The organism is Glutamicibacter sp. TV12E, from assembly GCF_052441935.1.
Lineage (GTDB): Bacteria > Actinomycetota > Actinomycetes > Actinomycetales > Micrococcaceae > Glutamicibacter.
Genome location: NZ_JBQVVF010000001.1, coordinates 766829 through 787246 on the forward strand (window position 1 = coordinate 766829; position 20418 = coordinate 787246).

The 20418-nt window shown below is 60.9% G+C and carries 19 protein-coding genes; 14 read left to right on the forward strand and 5 right to left on the reverse strand.

The genetic code is table 11. The features are described 5' to 3' along the window. The first annotated feature begins 26 nt into the window (after window positions 1-26). From ACT7DV_RS03490 to pcaC, 3 genes are read left to right on the forward strand one after another with little or no spacing between them, the layout of a single operon-like run. A complete protein-coding gene (locus ACT7DV_RS03490; protein ID WP_444664773.1) occupies window positions 27-1433 on the forward strand; it encodes a lyase family protein in 1407 nt (468 codons plus the stop codon). Then, the gene (locus tag ACT7DV_RS03495) at window positions 1415-2212 is read left to right on the forward strand and encodes an alpha/beta fold hydrolase (protein WP_444660899.1); all 798 of its coding nucleotides are present in this window, start codon (window positions 1415-1417) and stop codon (window positions 2210-2212) included. The genes ACT7DV_RS03490 and ACT7DV_RS03495 overlap by 19 nt, the downstream gene beginning before the upstream one ends. Window positions 2213-2228: 16 nt before the next feature. Continuing rightward, window positions 2229-2627: a 4-carboxymuconolactone decarboxylase gene (pcaC, locus tag ACT7DV_RS03500; RefSeq protein ID WP_444660900.1), complete on the forward strand. Its 399-nt coding sequence runs from the start codon at window positions 2229-2231 to the stop codon at window positions 2625-2627. 62 nt (window positions 2628-2689) lie between these two features. On the opposite strand, the gene ACT7DV_RS03505 is transcribed toward pcaC, so the two are convergent. Together ACT7DV_RS03505 and ACT7DV_RS03510 are read right to left on the reverse strand one after the other, a co-directional pair. Continuing rightward, a complete protein-coding gene (locus ACT7DV_RS03505) occupies window positions 2690-3136 on the reverse strand; it encodes an acyl-CoA thioesterase (RefSeq protein WP_444660901.1) in 447 nt (148 codons plus the stop codon). Between the two features lie 49 nt (window positions 3137-3185). Next, on the reverse strand, window positions 3186-4319 hold the full coding sequence (locus tag ACT7DV_RS03510) for a hypothetical protein (RefSeq protein WP_444660902.1): 1134 nt from the start codon (window positions 4317-4319) through the stop codon (window positions 3186-3188). A 173-nt stretch (window positions 4320-4492) separates the two neighbouring features. On the opposite strand from ACT7DV_RS03510, the gene ACT7DV_RS03515 reads away from it, so the two are divergent. Together ACT7DV_RS03515 and ACT7DV_RS03520 are read left to right on the forward strand one after the other, a co-directional pair. Continuing rightward, entirely contained in the window at window positions 4493-6340 is a 1848-nt protein-coding gene (locus tag ACT7DV_RS03515; protein WP_444660903.1) for a calcineurin-like phosphoesterase C-terminal domain-containing protein, read from the forward strand. Window positions 6341-6466: 126 nt separating this feature from the next. Continuing rightward, entirely contained in the window at window positions 6467-7438 is a 972-nt protein-coding gene (locus ACT7DV_RS03520) for a D-2-hydroxyacid dehydrogenase family protein (RefSeq protein WP_444660904.1), read from the forward strand. Here ACT7DV_RS03520 and ACT7DV_RS03525 read toward each other — a convergent pair. Beyond that, window positions 7407-8120, reverse strand: a complete 714-nt coding sequence (locus ACT7DV_RS03525; RefSeq protein WP_444660905.1) for a phosphatase PAP2 family protein — start codon at window positions 8118-8120, stop codon at window positions 7407-7409. The two genes, ACT7DV_RS03520 and ACT7DV_RS03525, sit on opposite strands and share 32 nt — an antisense overlap. 63 nt (window positions 8121-8183) lie before the next feature. Here ACT7DV_RS03525 and rlmH point away from each other — a divergent pair, with 63 nt between their 5' ends. The 5 genes from rlmH (at window position 8184) to ACT7DV_RS03550 (ending at window position 11065) form a co-directional block, all read left to right on the forward strand. Continuing rightward, window positions 8184-8642: a 23S rRNA (pseudouridine(1915)-N(3))-methyltransferase RlmH gene (gene rlmH / locus ACT7DV_RS03530; RefSeq protein ID WP_444660906.1), complete on the forward strand. Its 459-nt coding sequence runs from the start codon at window positions 8184-8186 to the stop codon at window positions 8640-8642. Between the two features lie 61 nt (window positions 8643-8703). Next, complete coding sequence (locus ACT7DV_RS03535; protein WP_444660907.1) at window positions 8704-9177, forward strand: hypothetical protein; 474 nt, start codon at window positions 8704-8706, stop codon at window positions 9175-9177. Continuing rightward, window positions 9161-9460, forward strand: a complete 300-nt coding sequence (locus ACT7DV_RS03540; RefSeq protein WP_444660908.1) for a transcriptional regulator — start codon at window positions 9161-9163, stop codon at window positions 9458-9460. Before ACT7DV_RS03535 ends, ACT7DV_RS03540 begins: the two co-directional genes overlap by 17 nt. Before the next feature lie 222 nt (window positions 9461-9682). Then, window positions 9683-10291, forward strand: a complete 609-nt coding sequence (locus ACT7DV_RS03545) for a GNAT family N-acetyltransferase (protein WP_444660909.1) — start codon at window positions 9683-9685, stop codon at window positions 10289-10291. A 201-nt stretch (window positions 10292-10492) separates the two neighbouring features. After that, the gene (locus tag ACT7DV_RS03550; RefSeq protein WP_444660910.1) at window positions 10493-11065 is read left to right on the forward strand and encodes a nitroreductase family protein; all 573 of its coding nucleotides are present in this window, start codon (window positions 10493-10495) and stop codon (window positions 11063-11065) included. A gap of 235 nt (window positions 11066-11300) precedes the next feature. On the opposite strand, the gene ACT7DV_RS03555 is transcribed toward ACT7DV_RS03550, so the two are convergent. After that, window positions 11301-11756: a GNAT family N-acetyltransferase gene (locus tag ACT7DV_RS03555; RefSeq protein ID WP_444660911.1), complete on the reverse strand. Its 456-nt coding sequence runs from the start codon at window positions 11754-11756 to the stop codon at window positions 11301-11303. Between the two features lie 261 nt (window positions 11757-12017). On the opposite strand from ACT7DV_RS03555, the gene ACT7DV_RS03560 reads away from it, so the two are divergent. The 4 genes from ACT7DV_RS03560 (at window position 12018) to ACT7DV_RS03575 (ending at window position 19559) form a co-directional block, all read left to right on the forward strand. Then, the gene (locus tag ACT7DV_RS03560) at window positions 12018-16682 is read left to right on the forward strand and encodes an ATP-dependent helicase (protein WP_444660912.1); all 4665 of its coding nucleotides are present in this window, start codon (window positions 12018-12020) and stop codon (window positions 16680-16682) included. A gap of 25 nt (window positions 16683-16707) precedes the next feature. Beyond that, the gene (locus tag ACT7DV_RS03565) at window positions 16708-17532 is read left to right on the forward strand and encodes a DNA-formamidopyrimidine glycosylase family protein (protein ID WP_444660913.1); all 825 of its coding nucleotides are present in this window, start codon (window positions 16708-16710) and stop codon (window positions 17530-17532) included. A 38-nt stretch (window positions 17533-17570) separates the two neighbouring features. Further along, complete coding sequence (locus ACT7DV_RS03570; protein ID WP_444664775.1) at window positions 17571-18584, forward strand: pseudouridine synthase; 1014 nt, start codon at window positions 17571-17573, stop codon at window positions 18582-18584. A gap of 75 nt (window positions 18585-18659) precedes the next feature. After that, complete coding sequence (locus ACT7DV_RS03575) at window positions 18660-19559, forward strand: hypothetical protein (RefSeq protein ID WP_444660914.1); 900 nt, start codon at window positions 18660-18662, stop codon at window positions 19557-19559. A 20-nt stretch (window positions 19560-19579) separates the two neighbouring features. Here the strand turns inward: ACT7DV_RS03575 and ACT7DV_RS03580 are convergent, their stop codons facing one another. After that, window positions 19580-20356 carry an SDR family NAD(P)-dependent oxidoreductase gene (locus ACT7DV_RS03580; RefSeq protein ID WP_444660915.1) on the reverse strand — a complete coding sequence of 259 codons (777 nt, stop codon included), beginning with the start codon at window positions 20354-20356 and terminating at the stop codon, window positions 19580-19582. Window positions 20357-20418: the final 62 nt, after the last annotated feature.

Consider the following 20418-nt stretch of genomic DNA (forward strand, 5'->3'; position numbering starts at 1 on the left):
GAACCAGTGAAGAATCGAGGGTCTTGATGGATGGCGCAGACTACGGCGTGCTGGCCCCGGCGTGGGCCGGCACCGCGGCGGCTTCCTTGTCCAGCGACACCGCATTTGTCCAGGCCATGCTGGATGTCGAGGCTGCCTGGGTGCAGGTCCAGGCAGATGCCGGACTGTGCAGCGCCGAGGACGCGCAGGCAGTTCATTCGGTGGCCAGCGTGGAACGCTACGACCTGGTGCTCTTGGCTTCGCGGACTCCCGATGGCGCCAACGCGTTGATCCCCCTGCTGGGCATGATGCGCGAATTGCTCGCCCGCGATGGCGCTCCGCACTCCGCAAGCACGGCCCTGCACCGCGGGGCGACCAGCCAGGACATCATCGACAGCGCGCTGATGCTGGTTCTCTCCAAGACCCTGGCCCAGACGCAGGCAGATCTGCGCAGTGCCGCCGACGGGTTGGCCGACCTCGCGCAGGCTCACCGCAAAACGGTGTGCATTGCCCGATCGCTCACCCAGCACGCGCTTCCGACCACCTTCGGGTGGAAAGCGGCCAGCTGGCTTTCGGCCATTGTTGATGCCGACCGGCAGCTGGAAGCGGCTTCGCAGCAGCTGCGTCTGCAGTGGGGCGGCGCGGTGGGAACCCTTGCCTCCCTGGAACAATTCCTAGAGGGCGGGCACGGCATCAAGACCACCAGCCAGCAGCTAATCTCCCAGCTTGCCAGCCGCTTGGGCCTGCAGGATCCGGGCGTTCCGTGGCACACCAACCGCATGCCGATCCTCCAGCTCGGCTCCGCCCTCGGCGCAGCCATTGCCGCATTGGGAACATTCGGCGCGGACGTGCTCACCTCTTCGCGTCCGGAAATCGGCGAGTTGTCCGAACCACGCGAAGCGGGCAAGGGCGGTTCCTCCGCCATGCCGCAGAAGCAGAATCCCGTGCGTTCGGTCCTGCTGCGCAATGCTGCCTTCAGTGCTCCCGGGTTGCTTTCCACGCTCTTCACTGCTGCCGGCACCGCGGTGGATGAACGCCCCGACGGCGGATGGCATGCCGAATGGAGCGCACTGCGCGAATTGGCGAGGCTGGCAGCTGGAGCAGCATTCCATGGATCCTTCCTGGCCAATGGACTGTGCGTGAATCTTCCGGCCCTCCGACGGAACCTCGCCCTTGGCGGCGACGCGGTGCTTTCCGAGCGCTTGGCCACCGTCTTGGCCCCGCTGGTGGACGGAGGCAAACCTGCCATCCAGGCCTTGGTGCGCCGCAGCCTGGGGGAAGAGCTCTCCCTGCATGGGCTTCTACGTGCAGAGATTCCCACGGATCGCCTCAGCGATGCCCAGCTGGCAGAACTTTTTGATCCCGCCGGCTACCTTGGTGCCGCGGATCGCTTCACCGCAACAGTACTGGCCGACTACTCGGCACGGAAGGAACAATGGCAGTCCCAGAACTAACTCCGTCGCTGCTGCATACCGACAGCAACCTCCCCACCCTCATCGCAGGACCCTCCCTGGGGACCGCGGCCCTGCCTCTGTGGGCCCCCACCCTGCCCTACCTCAAAGAGCACTTCCAGGTCATCGCCTGGGATCTTCCCGGGCACGGTGCCAGCAAGCCATCGGCGCAAGAGTTCACCCTGGCAGAGCTCGCCACCGGCGTCACCACCATGGTCGAAGCCTTGCGGGCTGACGGGGTCATCACCGATGGCGCCAAGCTGTTCTATGCCGGGGTATCAGTGGGCGGCGCCACCGCACTGCAGCTGGCGGTGGATCATCCAGGCTTCTTCAACGCCTTGTCCTCGATCTGCTCGGCAGCCAAGATCGGCACCCCCGAGGGATGGACCGAACGCGCCGAACTTGTTGCCAAAGCCGGAACCCCGACCATGGTCGCAGGTTCTGCCCAGCGCTGGTTCGCTCCGGGGTTCATCGAGAAGGAACCTGGAATTTCAGCCAGCTTGCTGCACAGCCTGCAGGATGCTGACCGCTTTGCCTATGCCCACGTCTGTGGCGCCTTGGCTGGCTTCGACGTGCGTGGGCAATTGCAAGGCACCACCGACCCGATTCTGGCCATCAACGGTGCCCAAGACCAGGTGTGCCCTCCGGCTGACGCGCAGTTCATCGCCGAGAACGCACCGCATGGCCAGGCTGCCATTATTGACACCGCAGGCCATCTGGCTCCCGCTGAAGCACCGGAAGAAACCGCAGCCCTGCTGGCCGATTTCTTCCTCGCCAACTAGGAAAGAGCAGTACACCATGACAGAATCCCAGCGCCTGCCGGGCGATACCTATGACGCAGGCATGGGCGTGCGACGCGAAGTCCTTGGCAACGAGCACGTCGACCGTTCCACCAAGAATTCAAACGAGTTCACCGACGAGTTCCAGGAAATGATCACCCGCTACGCGTGGGGAACCATTTGGACCCGTGACGGTTTGCCGCGCACCACCCGCAGCGCCATCACCTTGACCGCCATGATTGCCGGCGGGTACTGGGAAGAGCTGGAAATGCACGTGCATGCTGCCCTGCGCAATGGAATGACTCCGGAGGAAATCAAGGAAGTCTTCCTGCAATGCGCCATCTACTGCTCCGTGCCCGCCGCAAACGTTGCCTTCAAGATCGGCAAGAAGGTCCTGGACGAATACGCCGCGCAATAGTTGCTGCGGCCGCGGACAGTTCGACGGACCGCCCGCCAACGAGACCGAGCCAGAAGGCCAGCTCAGTTAAGCGATCGTGCTCCAGCGGCTGGAATCAGCGATGATTCCAGCCAGCTGCGTTCCTGCTCGCTGAGCGCCCGCGAGGAAACTCCGTCGGCGGCCAGCGGAACCATGACCGTGGTGGAATCGAACACCGGCTGGCCGTCCTGGTAGCCGATGCCCCGCACGGTGAACGACTTGTTGCCGACGCGACTGATCCCCATGCGGATCAGCATTTCAGGCTGGTAATGCAGTGGCCGTTTGTAGTCGATCTGGAGGGAAGCCACGACCGTTCCGAATTCGAATCGTCCTACCTTCCCATCTTGCCGGGTCCAGCGGATGCGTGCTTCTTCCATCAGCGTGACGATGCGGGCATTATTGACATGCCCCAAGGCATCCTGATCCGACCAGCGCAGCTGCAGGACTACCTCGGTAGCGGCAGCCAATTCATTGGGTAGTGCTTCATTCATGCATCCCATTGCACCAGAAATATCGGCTGGCCGCAGTGCCCATGACGGCTCATGAACTGGGGGCTTCGCCGGAAGAAACCCACCGTGAATCCTCGCTATTAGCCTCCAGACAGGTCCACTCCTGCGCAGGCTCGCAGAACCGCAGCGCGTCGGTGAACCAAAAAGTCCGGTCCGGATCCCAGCCGGCAATCACAGTGGAATATTTCTCGTCGACTGCCAGGCATTCGCCGGCGAGCGCCAGGTACGCAGCAATACTCAAATGCACTCCGTCGTAGCGACGTGCAACCGCCAACCAATCGGGGATCTTCCACGCACCATCGCGCTCGGTGACCCGGTACCAATCGTGGCGCTTATGCGAGGTGACCTCGATTCCCTGTTCTCTGCAGAGCTGTGTCCAGTCTTCCGCAGTGGAGATTTCCAGGACCTTTGCCGCGGGCGGCACGCTCAAAATCCTGGCGCTGGCACGTTCCCAGCCGAATCCGTCTTCCACGCAACTGAGTCCAACGGGTTCCCGGTTGGCAAAAACCCCGGTGCTGCTGGGCAGGGACTGGCTAGGCATGGACCACCATTCTCCGCTATGGGCAGCTGTCACCGGCACCGGCGTTTGTGCTGCAGCGCGAGCTTCCGCAATGATCAACTGCTCTTTCCAGCGAAGCAACGTGGCGATCGCTGTGCGGTCAGTCCGCTGCGGAACATCAGCTGGATCCTGCTGCTCGAATTCGATGTGGAACTGGGTGCGTTCATCCATGTCCGACGCCCACTGCGCGGCCGCCGAGGAAGCTGAGATGTGCAGTGCGACGCGTTCCAGGCCACGGGTCAACTCAGGCGCTCCCAGCAGGGTGTCGTGGCCGTCCGGTTCTTGCCAATAGCGGGCGGCTTCTACCGAACGTGCCAACGCCGCTTGAAGCAGGGTTTCGGTGACCGGGACCAGTTCGTTGCGCTCAAGCAGTCGGGCAAGGCCAGCGGGACCGACCTCGGGCACACTGCTTTGTTCCCCGCCGAGGAGCACTACTCCATCTCCCCGGGCCGATTCGATACTGTACGACGCATAGAACATCGCAGAGAGCAGAGGATGCTCTTCAAAGGTCCCCAGCTTCTGCCCTTCGCTGGCGATGGCAAATTCCCACAGCAGTCGCCGCCCGCGCTGCCCGTGTAGCAGTGCGTCAACAATCTCCATGGTCACCACCGATTTCTCTGGTCATAGATTGCTAAATACGTCCAAGACACCTAGCAAGTATTAATAGATTCGATTATCCGAGATTACCTGAGCGGGGTCCGTTATTCACCTGGGGTTGACAGCGTTGGCAAAGGCCGGCCAGAGGGCCGGCAGATTGTCACCACTCCGGAGGAACGTACGTGAAATTCTTCGCTCGACCCGGCAAAACCAATCACATCACCCCGCTGCGCATCACTGCAGGAACACTTGTTGTCCTGGCAGCTTCGGCCGCTCTCACGGCCGCCAATTCCGCACCCGATCCAGAACCAGCAGCGACGACGACTGAGGACTGGAATTCCTCAGCCTACCGGGGATCGGTCCAGGTAGTCCGCGCAGCCGGCGAAAAATCCGTGGCAGCAGGCAAGACGCTCGACGGCGTCGTTTTCGAGGATCGCAACAAGAACTCCAAGCAGGACGCCAACGAGCCAGGGCTGCCCAAGGTCACCGTTTCCAATGGCCGAGATGTTGTCACCACCGATTCGCAGGGCCGCTACGCACTGCCTGCATTTGAGAACATGACCGCCTTTGTCACCCAGCCACGCGGCTTCCAGGTGCCAGTCGACGAAAATAATGTCGCGCAATTCTCCTACATTCACTTGCCAGACGGCTCCCCCGAGCTGAAGTACGGCGGCATTGCCCCGACCGGCGATTTGCCAGACGCCGTGAACTTTCCGCTGGCTCGCAGCGAAGCCACCCAATCCCCTGACCAGAGTTGCGCCATCGGCGCCGATGTGCAGACCTATAACCAGCAGGAAGTCGAATACGCTCGAAAGGGCGCCTTCGCCGACCTTGCTGCCCGCACCGACTACACAGGGTGTGGTGTGCTGTTCATCGGCGACCTTGTCGGCAACGATCTGTCATTGTTCGCCCAGACCCGCGAGCTGACTTCCATGCTCAATGGCCCGGCTCGTTTTCTTCCCGGAAACCACGACATCGACTTCGACTCGCTCGACGGCGTACACGAATTCGATACCTACCGCGCCCAGTTCGGCCCCGAGTACTACTCATACGACACGGGCAAAACCCACGTGGTTGCCCTGAATACCATCGAGTACCCCACCAAGGTTCCTGCCAAGAGAAGCGACTACACCTACCAGCTTGGCAAGCAGCAGCTTGAATGGTTGCGCGCAGACATTGCCAAGGTGCCGAAGAACAAGGCCATCGTTCTCGCCGGCCACAGCCCATTGCTGGAATTCTTCTTCAACGATGAGCACACCACCAAAGAGGTCAAAGAAATCTACAAGATCCTCAAGGGCCGCGAAGTGGTCTCCCTGGGCGGCCACACCCACATGTCTGAAAACCTTCGCGAAGGCGATCTGATGAAGGGCTGGCTGGACGAAGTCGGCGAGGATGGTCTGCCCTTCACCCACCTGACGGTTCCGGCAGTTGCCGGCCAGTGGTATGGCGGGCGAGTCACCGAGACCGGTTACCCGACCTCCCTCCAGCAAGACGGCACACCTCCAGGGGTGCTGACCTTGGACATCAAGAACACCAAGATCACCGAGCGCTTCACCCCAACCGGCGGCGATGAGAGCAACCAGATGGCTTTAGGCCTGAACACTCCTGCCTACCGCGATTGGTACAAGGAAAATGTCGACAAGGAATACGGCACCATTGAGGCGCTGGAGAACCCGTTGTCGGTGAGCCGCAATGGCTTGGCCGAGGACACTTGGCTGACCACCAACTTCTGGATGGGGAGCACCGGTTCCACGGTGGCGGTTTCCATCGATGGAAACGACCCGGTCAAGTCAACGCGCACGCAATCGCTCACCGGCGAAACCGCGCGGACTGGTGCCAAGTACTCGGACCCGGTGGCTATCGCCGAGCAGTTTGTCCACGGTGGCGGACTGCCCGAGAAGACCAGCCATTTGTGGCGTCTTGAACTGCCAGATGATCTGGAAACCGGATCGCATACCGTTGAAGTGACGGCCACTGATGTCCACGGTCGTTCCTTCACCGACAACCTTGAATTCGAAGTCACCGACTAGCAGCCAATCTGTGAACGGTGGCTGGCGCCCTGGGTGCCAGCCACCGTTTTGCATTCCGGCTGCCCAAAGGCGAGCAACGAAGTAAATAAGGAGTCATCACGGCACAGGAACACCTAGGATGAACTCATGCGCATTGCCATTTTGGATGACTACCAGAACGTCTCTACTGACCTAGCAGATTTTGAAGGTCTGACGACCGAGCTCAACGCCGAGCTGACGGTTTTTAACGAGCACCTCGGGCATGATGATGCAACCGTCTGCGCGGCGCTGAAAGGCTTTGATGCCATCGTGGCCATGCGCGAGCGCACACCGTTTCCCGCGTCGCGGTTCGAGCTGTTGCCGCAGTTGAAACTGCTGGTCACCACCGGTCGACGCAATGGCGCCATCGATCTGGAAGCTGCCATCGAGCACGGCGTCGTGGTGTCGCACACCGGCTATGTCCCCACCGACGCGGTGGAACACACCTGGGCCTTGATCTTGGCTGCGGCCCGCAGGCTGGATGTAGAACTCTTTTCCTCAAAGTCCCCGCGCTCCGAAGCCGACCCTTGGCAAACGAGCTTCGGCATGGGCTTGTCGGGGAAAACCCTCGGCGTGTATGGACTGGGGAATTTGGGTTCCAAGGTGGCGAAGGTCGGGTTGGCTTTTGGCATGCGGGTCATTGCCTACAGCCAGAACCTCACGAAGGCTCGGGCCACCGAGGTCGGCGTGGAATTGGTCTCCGAGGCGGAGCTCTTTGCGACCAGCGACATCGTGACCATTCATCTGAAACTCTCGGAGCGCAGCACCGGTGTCATTGGCTCAAAACAGTTGGCCTGGATGCGGCCGGAATCCATTTTGGTGAATACTTCGCGCAGCCGAATCGTGCAGACTCCTGCACTTATCGAAGCCCTTGAAAACGAACGTCTCTACTTGGCGGCACTCGATGTTTTCGACACCGAGCCGTTGCCGGCCAAGGACCGGCTGCTGAGCACCCGTGGCGTAATTGCGACCCCGCATCTTGGCTACGTAACCATCGAGCAGTTCTCGATGTTCTACCGGGATGCCGTAGAAGATATTCGCGCTTGGGCTAGCGGTTCACCGATCCGCGTGCTGAGCTAGGCACGTCCCGCCACGGCACAAAGTAGTAGTGCAGGATGGCGACGACGGCGGCCCACGCTGTTCCAATCGACAAGCCCACCAGCACATCCGAAACCCAGTGGTGCCCAATGTAGATTCGCGATGCGCCCATGGCAAGAACAAACAACGTGGCGACGATGGCGATGAGATAGGCGTAGCGGCGCAGCCCGTAAATGATGGCCAGATAGCCAGAGATGCCAATCAGCGCCGCGGAATTAAGCGTATGGCCGCTGGGGAACGAATAGGACAGCGGTGGCGTCGGCCCTCCTGGAATGCCTTCCGGGCGGTGCACCTGAAGGCTGGCCTTGAGCAAAATAGTCAGTCCGACGGAAACCGCTGCGGTCAGCGCCACGGCGATAAATGGCCAGATGCTTCGTGTTTTCCAGCTCAGCAGCCCGGTAATCAGCACCATGATGATGCTCATGCCCGGCGTTGATCCCCAGAAGTACAAGAAATCGGAGATCGCGAAAAGGACTGGCGACTGGTTGTTCAAGACCCATTGATAGGCAGGTGCATCCAGGTCTGTAGCCCATCCGCCGGCGTGCAGCGAGACCAGCACTCGACGGGTGAAATAGAAGATCGCAGCAACAATGCCAAAGACCATCCAGAGCACCTGCACACCGCTTGGTCGTTGGCCTTGCACAAGTGGTCTGGGGTTTCTCATATCCTCCATCGTATCGGTGCCTGATCCAAAGCATCCAACCGGGGAATGCGGAACAATGGAAGCATGACAATAAAGGTGCTGGCAGTTGGCAAGAAACATGAGTCGTGGGTTGATGAGGGAATTTCCCGCTATGAGAAGCGGCTCAAGAAGCCGTTTAACCTCACCTGGCAGTTGCTCAACCACTCATCACGCGAGAACGACGCTGCCCGCACCGAAGAATCTGCGCGCATCCTGGCGAAGATTGATGATCGCGACTTCGTAGTCTTGCTCGATGAACGTGGCAAAAACGTGGACTCCCCGGCATTGGCAAACAAGCTACGCGCCCCCATCGATGCTTCACGCAATGTCGTGATCATTATCGGCGGAGCCTACGGCGTGGATCCCACGGTGCATTCCCGTGCCGACTTCACCTGGTCCTTGTCCAACCTCGTCTTCCCGCACCAGCTGGTGCGCTTGATATTGACCGAGCAGCTCTACCGTGCCCAGGACATATTGGCCGGCGGAAAATACCACCACGTGTAAACCGAACTGTCGACATTCCATTGCGGAAAGACAAGACTTCCCGTAACGGAAAGTGGGTGCCATGGCTCCGCCAGAGGATCGCAGGGAACAAGAGCGCGCAGCCAACCTGCTGCAATGTATCGAGCAAGATTCGGGACAGATGGTCAAGGCTTCTGGGAATCCGCGTGGATTGCTCACCAGCGTTGTCGCAGTCTCAGCTGTCGTCTTCACGTTGTTCCAGGCCTATCCGCCCCAGGCTTATTGGCTCGTGCTGCTCTATCTTCCGTTGGCCCTCTGGTATGCCTTGGCCCAGCGCGGGCGAGCTAAGCCACGCGCATTGATCAATAGCCCAAGCCTCCTGACGGGCGCTTACGCAGGATACTTCTTTCTTTGCATTCTGCTGATCAATTGCCTCAGATTCTGGGATGCAACCCAGGTGGAAGAATTTCTTGCGAAGATTCTTGTCACTTTTCTCAGTGCCGAGTTTTTGGTAACCAAGATGCAGCACGCCTATAACAGGGCACGCGTCGAGGACGGCAATGACCAAGCCCTCTAGCCAAGCCCAGTTTGATGAATTGATCCATGCGCCATTACGATTGCGGATCTGCGCGAGCCTGGCCCCGGTCGACTGGGCAGAATTCGCGCATCTCAAAAAGAACCTGGGCGTCGCTGACTCGGTGCTCAGCAAACATCTGAAGCAACTGGGCGCTGCTGGCTACGTTCACGTTGAACGCTTCACGAAGCTGGGCCGCAGCCATGTGCGAGTATCGCTAACCACGGTTGGCCGTCGGGCATATGTCGGCCACGTCGCCGCCCTTCGAGAAATTACCGCAAATTAGTTAAAGGCACCGCCATCCGCGGACAGTCGACCATATTTGACGGCAGAATCCCTCCCGAGCCAGGATCACTAAGTCCTGCCGTCTTGACGGTCGCTGAAACCTGGCTCACGGCGCTGCGGGGATATTCCGGTTGATGGGCAAGGGATAATTGCCACTGCCTACGGAGCGGGGCCCCGAAACTGCACAAGCACAGTTCGAGTACAGGGAAGCTAAAGTGAGGTTATGGCTAGGCTCAATCCAGTAACCCTGCGCGGAAAATATGTCACTCTCGAACCGCTAAGCGAGGATCATCATGACGGGCTTGTCGATGCCGCCTGCGACGGTGAACTTTGGAATCTTTGGTACACCGCTGTGCCCCGTCCCGAAGAAATGCGCAGCGAAATCCAGCGTCGCTTATCAATGCAAGAGGCCGGATCCATGCTTCCCTTCACGACACGGCTGAATGATCCAGTGACTGGTAAACCCGGAAAGATCATCGGGATGACCACGTACTGCGACATTGACGCTGAGCTGCCACGCTTGGAGATCGGCTACACCTGGAATGCAGCCAGCGTGCAAGGAACGGGAACTAATCCCGATAGCAAGCGGCTGCTGCTGGCCCACGCATTTGAAACCCTGGAATGCGTCGCCGTGGTCTTCAGCACGCACTGGATGAATATGCAGTCCAGAGCCGCAATTGCCCGTCTGGGTGCAAAACAAGATGGCGTCTTGCGTGCAACTAGCCGGATGGCCGATGGTTCACTTCGAGATACCGTCTGTTTCTCGATTATCGCCTCCGAGTGGCCCCAAGTTCGCAGCGGGTTGGATCTTCGGCTCTCGAAAAAACGCTGAACGAACACTGCGTGGCGGTCGATGATCTTGCGCGTTCGTCCTTGCTAAACACCAAGAACAAGAATCCATGCCAACGCTTACCGCTGCCAACCTCTCAGATAAATCGATGTTGACCAGATTTTGTCACTTAGGAGCCTTTCGAAGGGGGTACCCCTCGATGGCTTCGCCGCCCAGGTTATGAGCTGCTGGAGAATGAAGAACATGAATAAATGCCCCGTCCCGGCCGATCCAGCCCTGCACCCCGCGCTAGCAGGCCGTTTCAGCCCAGTGCACTTCGATTCCGAATCCACCGTGACAAGCATCGAAGTCGACGTGCTGTTGGAAGCGGCTCGACGTGCGCCGTCGGCTGGAAATTCACAGCCATGGAAATTCATTGTTGCTCGACGGGGCGATGCAAACCATGAGCAAATACTGCGCCGTTTGGCGCGCAGTTCATCCCTGTGGGCTCCGAGCGCTTCGCTGCTGGTAGTGAATCTGGCACATATCTTCGTTGAAGGCACTGAACATTGGGAGTATTCAGAGTTTGCGCGCTACGACCTTGGACAAGCAGTAGCTCATATGACAGTTCAAGGCCTGTCGATGGGCTTGGCGGCTCATCAGTTCCGCGCCTTTGACCGCGACGGAATCGTCTCGGACTTCGCCGTGCCATCTCACTGGGAGGTCACGTCGATAACTGCGTTCGGTACCGCGACCCGCTGCGCAGATGAAGTAGAAGCGCCCGGTACCAGTCGAGAACGGCTGAGTCTTGATGAGATCACCTGGTCGCGATGCTGAACGTTCTGGCCCGGACAATAATTACGTTATTCACGCAGGAATTCGCTTCCTCACAGGCATTCATGTCCGGCCATTCTTGAGCCAGCAATGCTCGCTAAGCATCCTCGCAAAAATTCCCGGCCAATTCAGTTGCGGTGCAACCGGTATCGGAACTTGAGGTACGCGGTTCATTGCCCGTAGACCGCAGACACATTGGGTTTGAGTTCGAGTGCGATTCTGTGCCGAAGTGATTCCCTTAGAGTTTCCGGCTCCAGGCAACCTCACGTTCAAGTTGGCCGGTTTCAGCAAAGAGTTGCACCTGGTGCGTCGAGGCCAGGGCCACGGCAAGATCCTTCGTGTCTGCTGAGCTGAATCCAGCTTTCTGCCAAAACGGACCGGACCTGCGGCTAAACAGCCACGCTTGTTTTGCTCCAGCCTCGACAGCTCGATCCATCGCAAATTGTGCAAGTTCCAATCCGATGCCGGCGCCGCGCAGTTCGGGAGCCACCGCGACGCTTCGGATTAGTGCATGCTGGCCGACTTCGCTGCTTTCATATCCAGTGGTGGCAATAATGCGGTCCGTTGTTGCATCCCGCAAGATCCATAAATGCACGTTGGGTGAATCAAGCCCGCTCAGCGTGAGGTCAGCGATGCGCAGGAACTCTGAAATTTCTGCACTATCGACGCCTGTTGCACGCACTAGTTCGAGCATCCTTCAACGCTACCTCTCCACGATTCGAACGCCGAAATATGACCGCTTCCCTTTAAGAAGTGATGCAGGCAGATCCCAAGGCGTCTCCGGCGAAGGACAGGCTCGGCCCGGGAAACCCAGTGCATGAACTGATGTGCCAGAAGCCAAAAAGCACTAGAACTGCCAACACCCAGCGTTTGTTCGGAAAATTCCGGCCTGCACCACTTCGCTCGCAGGAATGCCGTTCTCGAACTGTCCCGCCGAGAACGTAGTATCGATTCCATGAGTGATGTGCTTTCCCGGTTTGGCGCGGCCACCCGCAAGTGGTTCACCGATGTCTTCTCTGCGCCCACGGTCGCGCAGAGCGGAGCCTGGGAATCCATCTCCGACGGGAAGCACACCCTGGTCATTGCGCCGACCGGCTCCGGCAAAACCCTGGCCGCATTCCTCTGGGCCCTGGACCGGCTGCATCATGCAGAACTCGATGCTCCAGCCCTGCCGGGAATGGAAGCCAATGCCGATCACCCGGCCGGCAATGGCACCAAAGTCCTCTATATTTCTCCGCTGAAGGCCCTCGGTGTGGACGTTGAGCGCAACCTGCGCTCCCCGCTGGCCGGCATCCGCGCCACCGCGCACGAGATGGGACTGTCCCAGCCTTCGGTTTCGGTGGGCGTGCGCTCGGGAGACACCCCGGCTAATGACCGGCGCAAGCTGCTCAAGGACCCACCCGAAATCCTGATCACCACGCCCGAGTCCCTGTACTTGATGCTCACCAGCCAGGCACGCAAAACCTTGGCCCAGGTGCATACGGTCATCATCGACGAGGTCCACGCCATCGCCAATACCAAGCGCGGCACCCACCTGGCTCTCTCGCTCGAACGCCTCGATGCGCTGCTGCCCACCCCGGCCCAGCGCATCGGGCTCTCAGCCACGGTGGAACCGCCCGAAGAGGTCGCCCGCTTCCTGGCAGGGTCCGCCCCGGTGAATATCGTGCGCCCGCCCTCCACAAAAAAGTGGGAACTAGCAGTGCGCGTCCCGGTGGAGGACATGACCGATCTGCCTTCGGCCGCCGGCGCCCACGATCTTGGACCGGGATCCTCTCCTGCCGCCTCGGCGAGCATTTGGCCCCACGTGGAAAACCAGCTGGTGGATTTGGTGCTGGAAAACCATTCCACCATCATCTTCGCCAACTCCCGCCGGCTGGCCGAACGCCTCACCGGGCGGCTCAACGAGATATATGCCGAGCGCGAGGGATTCAGCGCCGAGGATTCTTCCACTTCGACCCCGGCGGCGATGATGGCCCAAGCCGGCTCTACCGCGGCCTCAAATCCAGACGCACCCCTGCTGGCCCGTGCCCACCACGGGTCGGTCTCCAAGGACGCGCGTGCCCAGATCGAAGAGGATCTGAAGCTGGGCAAACTGCGCGCGGTGGTGGCCACCAGCTCGCTGGAACTGGGTATCGACATGGGCCTGGTGGATCTGGTCATCCAAGTCGAATCCCCCAATTCCGTCTCCTCCGGACTGCAGCGTGTAGGCCGTGCCGGGCACCAGGTGGGTTCAGTCTCCCAAGGCATCTTCTTCCCCAAGCACCGCGCAGATCTGCTCTCCACCGCGCTGGTGGTCACGCGAATGCGCCAAGGATCCATCGAGAAGATGGTCATCCCGGCCAACCCGCTGGATGTGCTGGCCCAGCAGACCCTGGCTGCGGTGGCCATGGAAGATCTGGAAGTCGAGAAGTGGTTCGAGACGGTACGCCGGTGCGCGCCCTATCAGCAGCTTCCGCGCAGCGCCTATCTGGCCACCTTGGACATGCTCTCGGGCAAATACCCCTCGGATGAATTCGCCACCCTCAAACCACGGCTGGTCTGGGATCGCGATGCCGGCACGCTCAGCGCCCGCCCCGGGGCGCAACGCCTCGCGGTCATTTCCGGCGGCACCATCCCGGACCGCGGGCTCTTCGGCGTCTTCCTCGCCGGCGCCGAGGATGACAAGGCTCCCAAGCGCGTGGGCGAGCTGGATGAGGAAATGGTCTACGAGTCGCGGGTCGGGGACGTCTTTGCCCTGGGCGCGACCAGCTGGCGCATCGAAGACATCACCCATGACCGCGTGCTGGTCACCCCGGCCTTCGGCCAACCCGGAAAGCTGCCGTTCTGGCACGGCGATGGACTGGGCCGCCCGGTGGAACTTGGCGCGGCCCTGGGCGAATTCACCACCAGCCTGCTGGCCAGCGAACGCACCGAGGCATCGGCGGTTTTGCGCACCGGCGGATTGGATGACTTCGCCGCCAATAACCTCTTGAATTATCTGGGAGAGCAGCGCCGGGCCACCGGCCAGGTGCCCAACCACCAGAACTTCGTGATCGAGCGTTTCCACGATGAGCTCGGCGATTGGCGGGTCATCCTGCATTCGCCATTCGGCCTGGCCGTCCATGCCCCGTGGGCATTGGCCGTGGGTGCGCGGGTGCGCGAACGCTGGGGGCTGGATGCTTCGGCGATGGCCGCCGATGATGGCATTGTGCTGCGCATTCCGGCCATGGATGACCAAGCCCCGGGAGCGGATCTCTTTGCCTTTGAAGCCGATGAAATCATCGACGTGGTCACCTCGCAAGTGGCGAATTCTGCGTTGTTCGCCTCCCGTTTCCGCGAGTGCGCGGCAAGAGCCTTGCTGCTGCCCCGGATCAATCCGAGCAAGCGCACCCCCTTGTGGCAGCAACGCCAGCGGGCCAGCCAGCTGCTTGATGTCGCCAGGAATTACCCGGACTTCCCGATCATCCTTGAAACCGTGCGCGAATGCCTGAACGACGTTTATGATCTGCCGGCACTGTCTTCGATTCTGTCCAAGGTCTCGTCGCGCGCGATCCGGCTGGTGGAAGTCACCACCGAGCTGCCTTCTCCTTTCGCCCAGTCCCTGCTCTTCGGCTATGTTGCACAATTCCTCTATGAATCCGATGCACCGCTGGCTGAGCGCCGCGCGGCAGCGCTGAGCCTGGACCCGGTGCTGCTTGGTGAATTGCTGGGCCGCAATGATGTGCGTGAAATCCTGGATCCGCAGGTCATCACCGGGTTGCAGGAACAGTTGCAGTACCGGGCGGAAAACCGGCGCCTGGCCGGCATGGAAGGCGCGGCAGACCTGCTGCGCTTGTTGGGCCCGTTGACTATTGAGCAGCTGGCCGCTCGGCTGCGTGATCCGAATGATGACAGCGCGCCGCTGGACCCAGCCATGGCCCGGGAACATGCCGAGGCCCTGGTCGCCACCCGGCGTGCCTTTGCCCTGCGCCACGGCGGGTCCTTGGCCTACGCGGCGATCGAAGATGCCGGCAAGTTGCGTGATGCCCTGGGCACCCCGCTGCCCACAGGAATTCCGGCCGCATTCCTGGAGCCGGCGACGGACCCCATCCAGGACCTCATCTCGCGCTTCGCCCGCACCCATGTTCCGTTTACGCTTACTGAAATTGCCGCCGAGCTTTCGCTGGGTGTTGCGGTGCTGCGGCCAATACTCGAGCAATTGGTGGCCGCTGGCCGGCTGTCGGTCGGCGCGTTCCGTCCGGTGGAAATTGTTCCCGAAGGCATCAGCGGTGATGAATACTGCGATGTCCAGGTGCTGCGCACCATCCGCACCAGATCCTTGGCCGCCCTCCGCGCAGAAGTGGAGCCAGTTGACCAGAACACCTACGCCCGGTTCCTTCCTGCTTGGCAACAGGTGGGCTCAACGCTCAGCGGCGCCGACGGCCTCTATGAAGTCGTCACCCAGCTGGCCGGGGCCGAGGTGCCTGCCTCGGCGCTGGAATCCTTCATTCTTCCTGCCCGGCTCAAGGGGTACCAGAGCTCTTGGCTGGACGAGCTGTGCAGTTCCGGCGATGTTCTAGTGTGCGGTGCCGGTGCTGCCGGGGGCAAGGATGGCTGGTTGTCATTGCATACCGCCGAACACGCCGCGCTTTCCCTGCCAGCACCTGATTCCAGCGATTTGCAGGCACTGGATCTGCGCGTGCTCGATGCCTTTGAATCAACCGGCGCCTACTTTGCCGAGGAGCTCGCCGCCCGGATCCACGATCCCGATAAGCCTCCGGTGAGCGCCGCCGATATTGCCGAGTCATGCTGGCGGCTTTTCTGGGCGGGTTTCGTTTCTCCCGACACCCTGGCCCCGATTCGCGGTTACCTGGCGGGCGGAAGCACTGCGCACAAGATTGCCAAGCCGGCGCCGCGGGCTCGGGCTGCCAGGCTCAATCGCCTCTCGGGTCTCAACCGCTTGGCCCAGGACCACGGTGGCTCCCCCATGCGTGGTCCGCGTGGTTCCGCACGATGGTCCCTGCTCCCCCAGCCGGTGGCAGATCCAACCATTTCAGCCCATGCCACAGCCGAAATCATGCTGGAACGCTACGGAGTGCTCACCCGCGGCTCGGTCGCGGCCGAAGCAGTAGCCGGAGGTTTCGGCCAGCTCTACCGGGTCCTGTCCAAGCTGGAAGAAGCCGGTCATGCGCGGCGGGGCTATTTCGTCGAAAAACTGGGTGCCGCCCAGTTTTCCACTTCCACTACTATCGACCGTTTGCGCGCTTATCAGCTTTCCGATGACCCGCGACGGCAGCCTGTGGCCTTGGTGCTTGCGTCTACCGACCCGGCGAATCCCTACGGTGCGGCGCTGGGCTGGCCAGCCACGCAAACGGGGCACCGCCCCGGGCGCAAGGCCGGGGCCATTGTGGGCTTGCTGGATGGCCGGCTGTGCTTTTATCTGGAGCGCGGCGGTCGCACCGTGTTGACCTTTGCCCAGTTGGCTGAAGAGTCGTGGAACGCTATTGCCACGCATTTGGTGGCAGTTTTGCGCACGGCCAAGGTGGAGAAAATCGCCATCGCTACTGTGGACGGACAACCAGTCCTGGACCATCTGGTGGGAACCGCACTCTTGGCCGCGGGATTCTATTCAACGCCGCAAGGCATTCGTTTCCGGCGCTGATTGACCGGCAGAAAGAGGAGCTCTCATGCCCGAAGGGGATTCCGTCTATCGTGCCACTGGCAGGCTTCATCAGGCGCTGGCAGGGCAAACACTGTTGTCCTCGGACTTTCGAGTTCCAGCCTTGGCGACAACAGATCTCACGGATTATTCAGTGCATGAAGTAGTTCCGACCGGCAAGCATCTGTTAATGCGATTGCGTCCCCCTGCCGCTGGGTCCTCCGGGTTCGCCGCTAAGCCGCTCACCTTGCATTCGCATTTGCTCATGGAAGGCCGTTGGGACCTGTATGCGGAAAACGAACGCTGGAAGAAACCGGCTCACACCGCGCGCGTAGTGCTCAAGACCCCTGCGGTGACGGCCGTGGGCTTCGATATTGCGCAGGTGCGTTTGGTGCCCACCGAGCAAGAAAAAGACCTCATCGGCCATTTGGGCCCTGATCTGCTGGGAGCGGATTGGGACCCGGAGCTAGCCGCAGAAAATCTGCGCCGCAATCCGCGCCAAGGCATCGGCCAAGCACTATTGGATCAACGGATCATGGCCGGCGTGGGGAATGTGTACCGTTGCGAAATCCTGTTCCTCCGCCGTTTGCATCCGCTGGTTGAAGTCGGGCAGGTCGCTGATCTGCCGGCAGTGGTGAATCTGGCTCATCGGCTTCTGACAATTAATAAGGACCGGCCGCGGCGAGTCACCACCGGCCAAGAACGAACCCGGGAACCTCTGTGGGTTTATGGGCGTGCCGGAAAACCTTGCCTCCGCTGCGGCAGCCCCATCGCCATGCTCAAGATTCCTTCCACCCCAGAAGGCGCCGAGCGGGATTGCTATTGGTGCCCGCATTGCCAGCCGGCGGTCTGAAGTCCTGGCGCCGGGATGAAAGAATAGCCCTTATGGCTATGGAATCCCCGCTCCCCGTTCGCAACGGTGTTAATGCAACCCGATTGCGCCTTCCACACAATGGAGCGTGGGCCACCGTCGCCGAATATCTCCTGGAGCGCTTCGGCCATGTGGACCCCGAAGGCATCCTGCGGCGCTTCGACAACCAAGAAATTGTCGGCCTCGGAGGAGTGCCGCTAGACCGGCAGACTCCCATGGGTGAGCATGAGTTCATTTGGTACTATCGTTCGCTTCCGGTAGAAACGCCGATACCTTTTGAGGCCAAGATCCTGCATCAGGATGAGCACCTGCTGGTAGTTGATAAGCCGCATTTTTTGCCTACCACCCCCGGGGGCCGGTTCATCCAGGAATCGGCTTTGGTGCGCCTGCGCAACCAGACCGGCATCGATGATCTTGTGCCGATGCACCGGCTGGATCGGGCCACCGCTGGCGTGATTCTTTTTGCGGTGAACCCGGAAACCCGCGGCGCCTACCAAATGCTTTTTGAACGCCGTGAAATCAGCAAGCGCTACAAGGCCGTCGTTGCCTTGCAGCCCGGTCCCGGGCTGGAAACTGGCCGGGTTCTCCAGCCCAACGGCGAACACTCGCTGGTCAAGGACACAACCCAATTACATGATCTGCTTGGCCAGATGCCCCTGATTTACGAAAACCGGATGTCCAAGGTCAAAGGCCAGTTGCGGTCCATCGTCGAGGACGGCGCACCGAACGCGAAGACCTTTATTGACGTTGAATCCGTGGGCTACAGCGCCGGCCACCATGCAGGTTTGGAGGTCGCGTTGATGGATCTCAAGCCGCATTCGGGCAAGACCCACCAGTTGCGCGTTCACCTCGCCTCCCTGGGCCTGGGGATTATCAATGATGCCTTTTACCCGCGCTTGTGGGATTTGGCACCGGATGATTATCAGCGCCCGCTCCAGCTGCTGGCGCACACCATTTCCTTCACCGATCCACTGAGCGGAATTGAGCGCAGTTTCAGCTCGGAGCAGCAGCTCACCGAAGCTCCGGCGGCCTAGCCGGGGTTTCTGTTCGCCAGCGAAGTACCCTAGGCTGTTGCTGATAACTCAGCAATCGTTAGGGACTCCAGCATCATGTCCGAGCAGCATCCGACCCCACCGCTCAATTCGCTGATGGAGTCCGGCCAGCAGGCCGCGCCTGCGCACTCCGCCGAGCACGAGTCCGTGCTGCCCTACCCGGCTCCGGATCACCGCCCCAATCCAGAGGTTGAGCCATTCGACATGATTCGAGGCTGCCTACTGGCGGCTGCATCCCTGCTATTGCTCATTTCTTCACTGGTGTTTTCTTCCTCCATGAACGGGCGCGATCGCATTAGCCTGGTTGACAGCAGCGCGGTTCCGGCGGTGGTCTGGCCAGCTACAGCGGTCTTCTTGCTGGCTAGCGCCGTGTTTTCGCTCCGCAAGGATCAGCGCTCAGCCCGCCGTCAGCGAGTGGCCAGCCTCTATGCGATCAGTGCCGCTGCCTTGTGTTCCTGCGCGATCGTCCTTGCGGCTGGATTCCTTCCGACCGCTGCGGCAATAGTCGCTGCCCTCGCTTCGATCTTGTCCCTGTTAGGGGTTCACCAGTTGAATCGGCTGACGGCACGCACCAAGGCCGAGCGCTGGCTCAGTGATGCGCCCCTGAGTTTCCTTGCTGGTTTTTCCATGGCGTACACGCTGCACCTGTGGTTTGCCGTGGCAGGCTGGAACGATCTCGGCCATTCCTTGCAGGTTTCCCTGGCAACTGCTGCAGTGTCCTTGGCAGCCGCCGGATTTGCGCATACCGGGCGCGGGCGCCACGCCCTGGCCAGCGGTTTTGGCATCGCCATGATTGCCGCGGCCATCAACGGGTGGCTCTCGGAGGAGACCGCATTGTGGGTGAGCGCGATCTGCATTCTGATGTCCCTGCTGGTATTCCTGATGGCCGAAAACCGCCGGTTCCGCATCAGCCACGCAGAACACCGGGCCCTGCGCGGCAAGCCCGTGGAATTCTAGGGCCCGCCGCCGTGTAGTTCCTAGCGCGGGGCCATGCGAATGGCGCCGTCCAGGCGGATGGTTTCGCCGTTGAGCATCGGGTTGGCCACGATATGCTCCACCAGCGCCGCATACTCGTCCGGGCGTCCCAAGCGCGAGGGGTGCGGCACCTGCGCCCCGAGGGAATCCTGCGCTGCCTGGGGCAGGGAATCCATCATGGGGGTGTGGAAAATGCCCGGCGCAATGGTCATCACCCTGATCTGGTGGCTGGCCAGCTCGCGAGCCAAAGGCAGGGTCATTGCTGCCACAGCGCCCTTGGAGGCGGCATAGGCAGGTTGTCCGATCTGGCCATCGAAGGCCGCCACCGAGGCGGTATTCACGATGACTCCGCGTTCGGTTGTCCCGTTGTTGTCGGTCAGCGCTTCACTGTGCACCATGGATTCGGCGGCGAGGCGCAATACGTTGAAGGTGCCATTCACGTTGATATCCAGCACCTTGGAGAAGCGTTCCAGCGGCAAAACGCCTTCGCGGCCCAGCACCTTGCCCGGCGTAGCAACTCCGGCGCAATTTACGACAACGCGCAGCACGCCAAGTTCCTTGCACCGCTCGATCGCAGTGGCGACCTGCTGCGGGTCGGTGACGTCGGCCGGGGCATAGCGGACGTTTGATCCGATCTGCGCCGCGATTTCGTCGCCGTCATCGCGGGGAAGATCCACCACGAGAACGTGCTTGGCCGAGGCGGCGAGTTTCTGGGCGGTGGCCCGGCCCAAACCCGAAAGTCCGCCGGTGACCAGCGCGACCGAATCCTGCAACTGCATGCTTACCCCTTTGTAGTCAGTACACTTATCCGCCAGCCTACTGCCGTGCCAGCTGCGGCAAA

Excerpts from the sequence above, each read along its gene's own strand:
- ACT7DV_RS03550 (WP_444660910.1), top strand. The coding sequence starts at position 10,493 with ATGAATAAATGCCCCGTCCCGGCCGATCCAGCCCTGCACCCCGCGCTA.
- ACT7DV_RS03525 (WP_444660905.1), bottom strand. The coding sequence starts at position 8,120 with ATGAGAAACCCCAGACCACTTGTGCAAGGCCAACGACCAAGCGGTGTG.
- ACT7DV_RS03570 (WP_444664775.1), top strand. The coding sequence starts at position 17,571 with ATGGAATCCCCGCTCCCCGTTCGCAACGGTGTTAATGCAACCCGATTG.
- ACT7DV_RS03495 (WP_444660899.1), top strand. The coding sequence starts at position 1,415 with ATGGCAGTCCCAGAACTAACTCCGTCGCTGCTGCATACCGACAGCAAC.
- ACT7DV_RS03555 (WP_444660911.1), bottom strand. The coding sequence starts at position 11,756 with ATGCTCGAACTAGTGCGTGCAACAGGCGTCGATAGTGCAGAAATTTCA.
- ACT7DV_RS03565 (WP_444660913.1), top strand. The coding sequence starts at position 16,708 with ATGCCCGAAGGGGATTCCGTCTATCGTGCCACTGGCAGGCTTCATCAG.
- rlmH (WP_444660906.1), top strand. The coding sequence starts at position 8,184 with ATGACAATAAAGGTGCTGGCAGTTGGCAAGAAACATGAGTCGTGGGTT.
- ACT7DV_RS03560 (WP_444660912.1), top strand. The coding sequence starts at position 12,018 with ATGAGTGATGTGCTTTCCCGGTTTGGCGCGGCCACCCGCAAGTGGTTC.
- pcaC (WP_444660900.1), top strand. The coding sequence starts at position 2,229 with ATGACAGAATCCCAGCGCCTGCCGGGCGATACCTATGACGCAGGCATG.
- ACT7DV_RS03505 (WP_444660901.1), bottom strand. The coding sequence starts at position 3,136 with ATGAATGAAGCACTACCCAATGAATTGGCTGCCGCTACCGAGGTAGTC.
- ACT7DV_RS03575 (WP_444660914.1), top strand. The coding sequence starts at position 18,660 with ATGTCCGAGCAGCATCCGACCCCACCGCTCAATTCGCTGATGGAGTCC.
- ACT7DV_RS03540 (WP_444660908.1), top strand. The coding sequence starts at position 9,161 with ATGACCAAGCCCTCTAGCCAAGCCCAGTTTGATGAATTGATCCATGCG.
- ACT7DV_RS03490 (WP_444664773.1), top strand. The coding sequence starts at position 27 with ATGGATGGCGCAGACTACGGCGTGCTGGCCCCGGCGTGGGCCGGCACC.
- ACT7DV_RS03535 (WP_444660907.1), top strand. The coding sequence starts at position 8,704 with ATGGCTCCGCCAGAGGATCGCAGGGAACAAGAGCGCGCAGCCAACCTG.
- ACT7DV_RS03520 (WP_444660904.1), top strand. The coding sequence starts at position 6,467 with ATGCGCATTGCCATTTTGGATGACTACCAGAACGTCTCTACTGACCTA.
- ACT7DV_RS03580 (WP_444660915.1), bottom strand. The coding sequence starts at position 20,356 with ATGCAGTTGCAGGATTCGGTCGCGCTGGTCACCGGCGGACTTTCGGGT.
- ACT7DV_RS03545 (WP_444660909.1), top strand. The coding sequence starts at position 9,683 with ATGGCTAGGCTCAATCCAGTAACCCTGCGCGGAAAATATGTCACTCTC.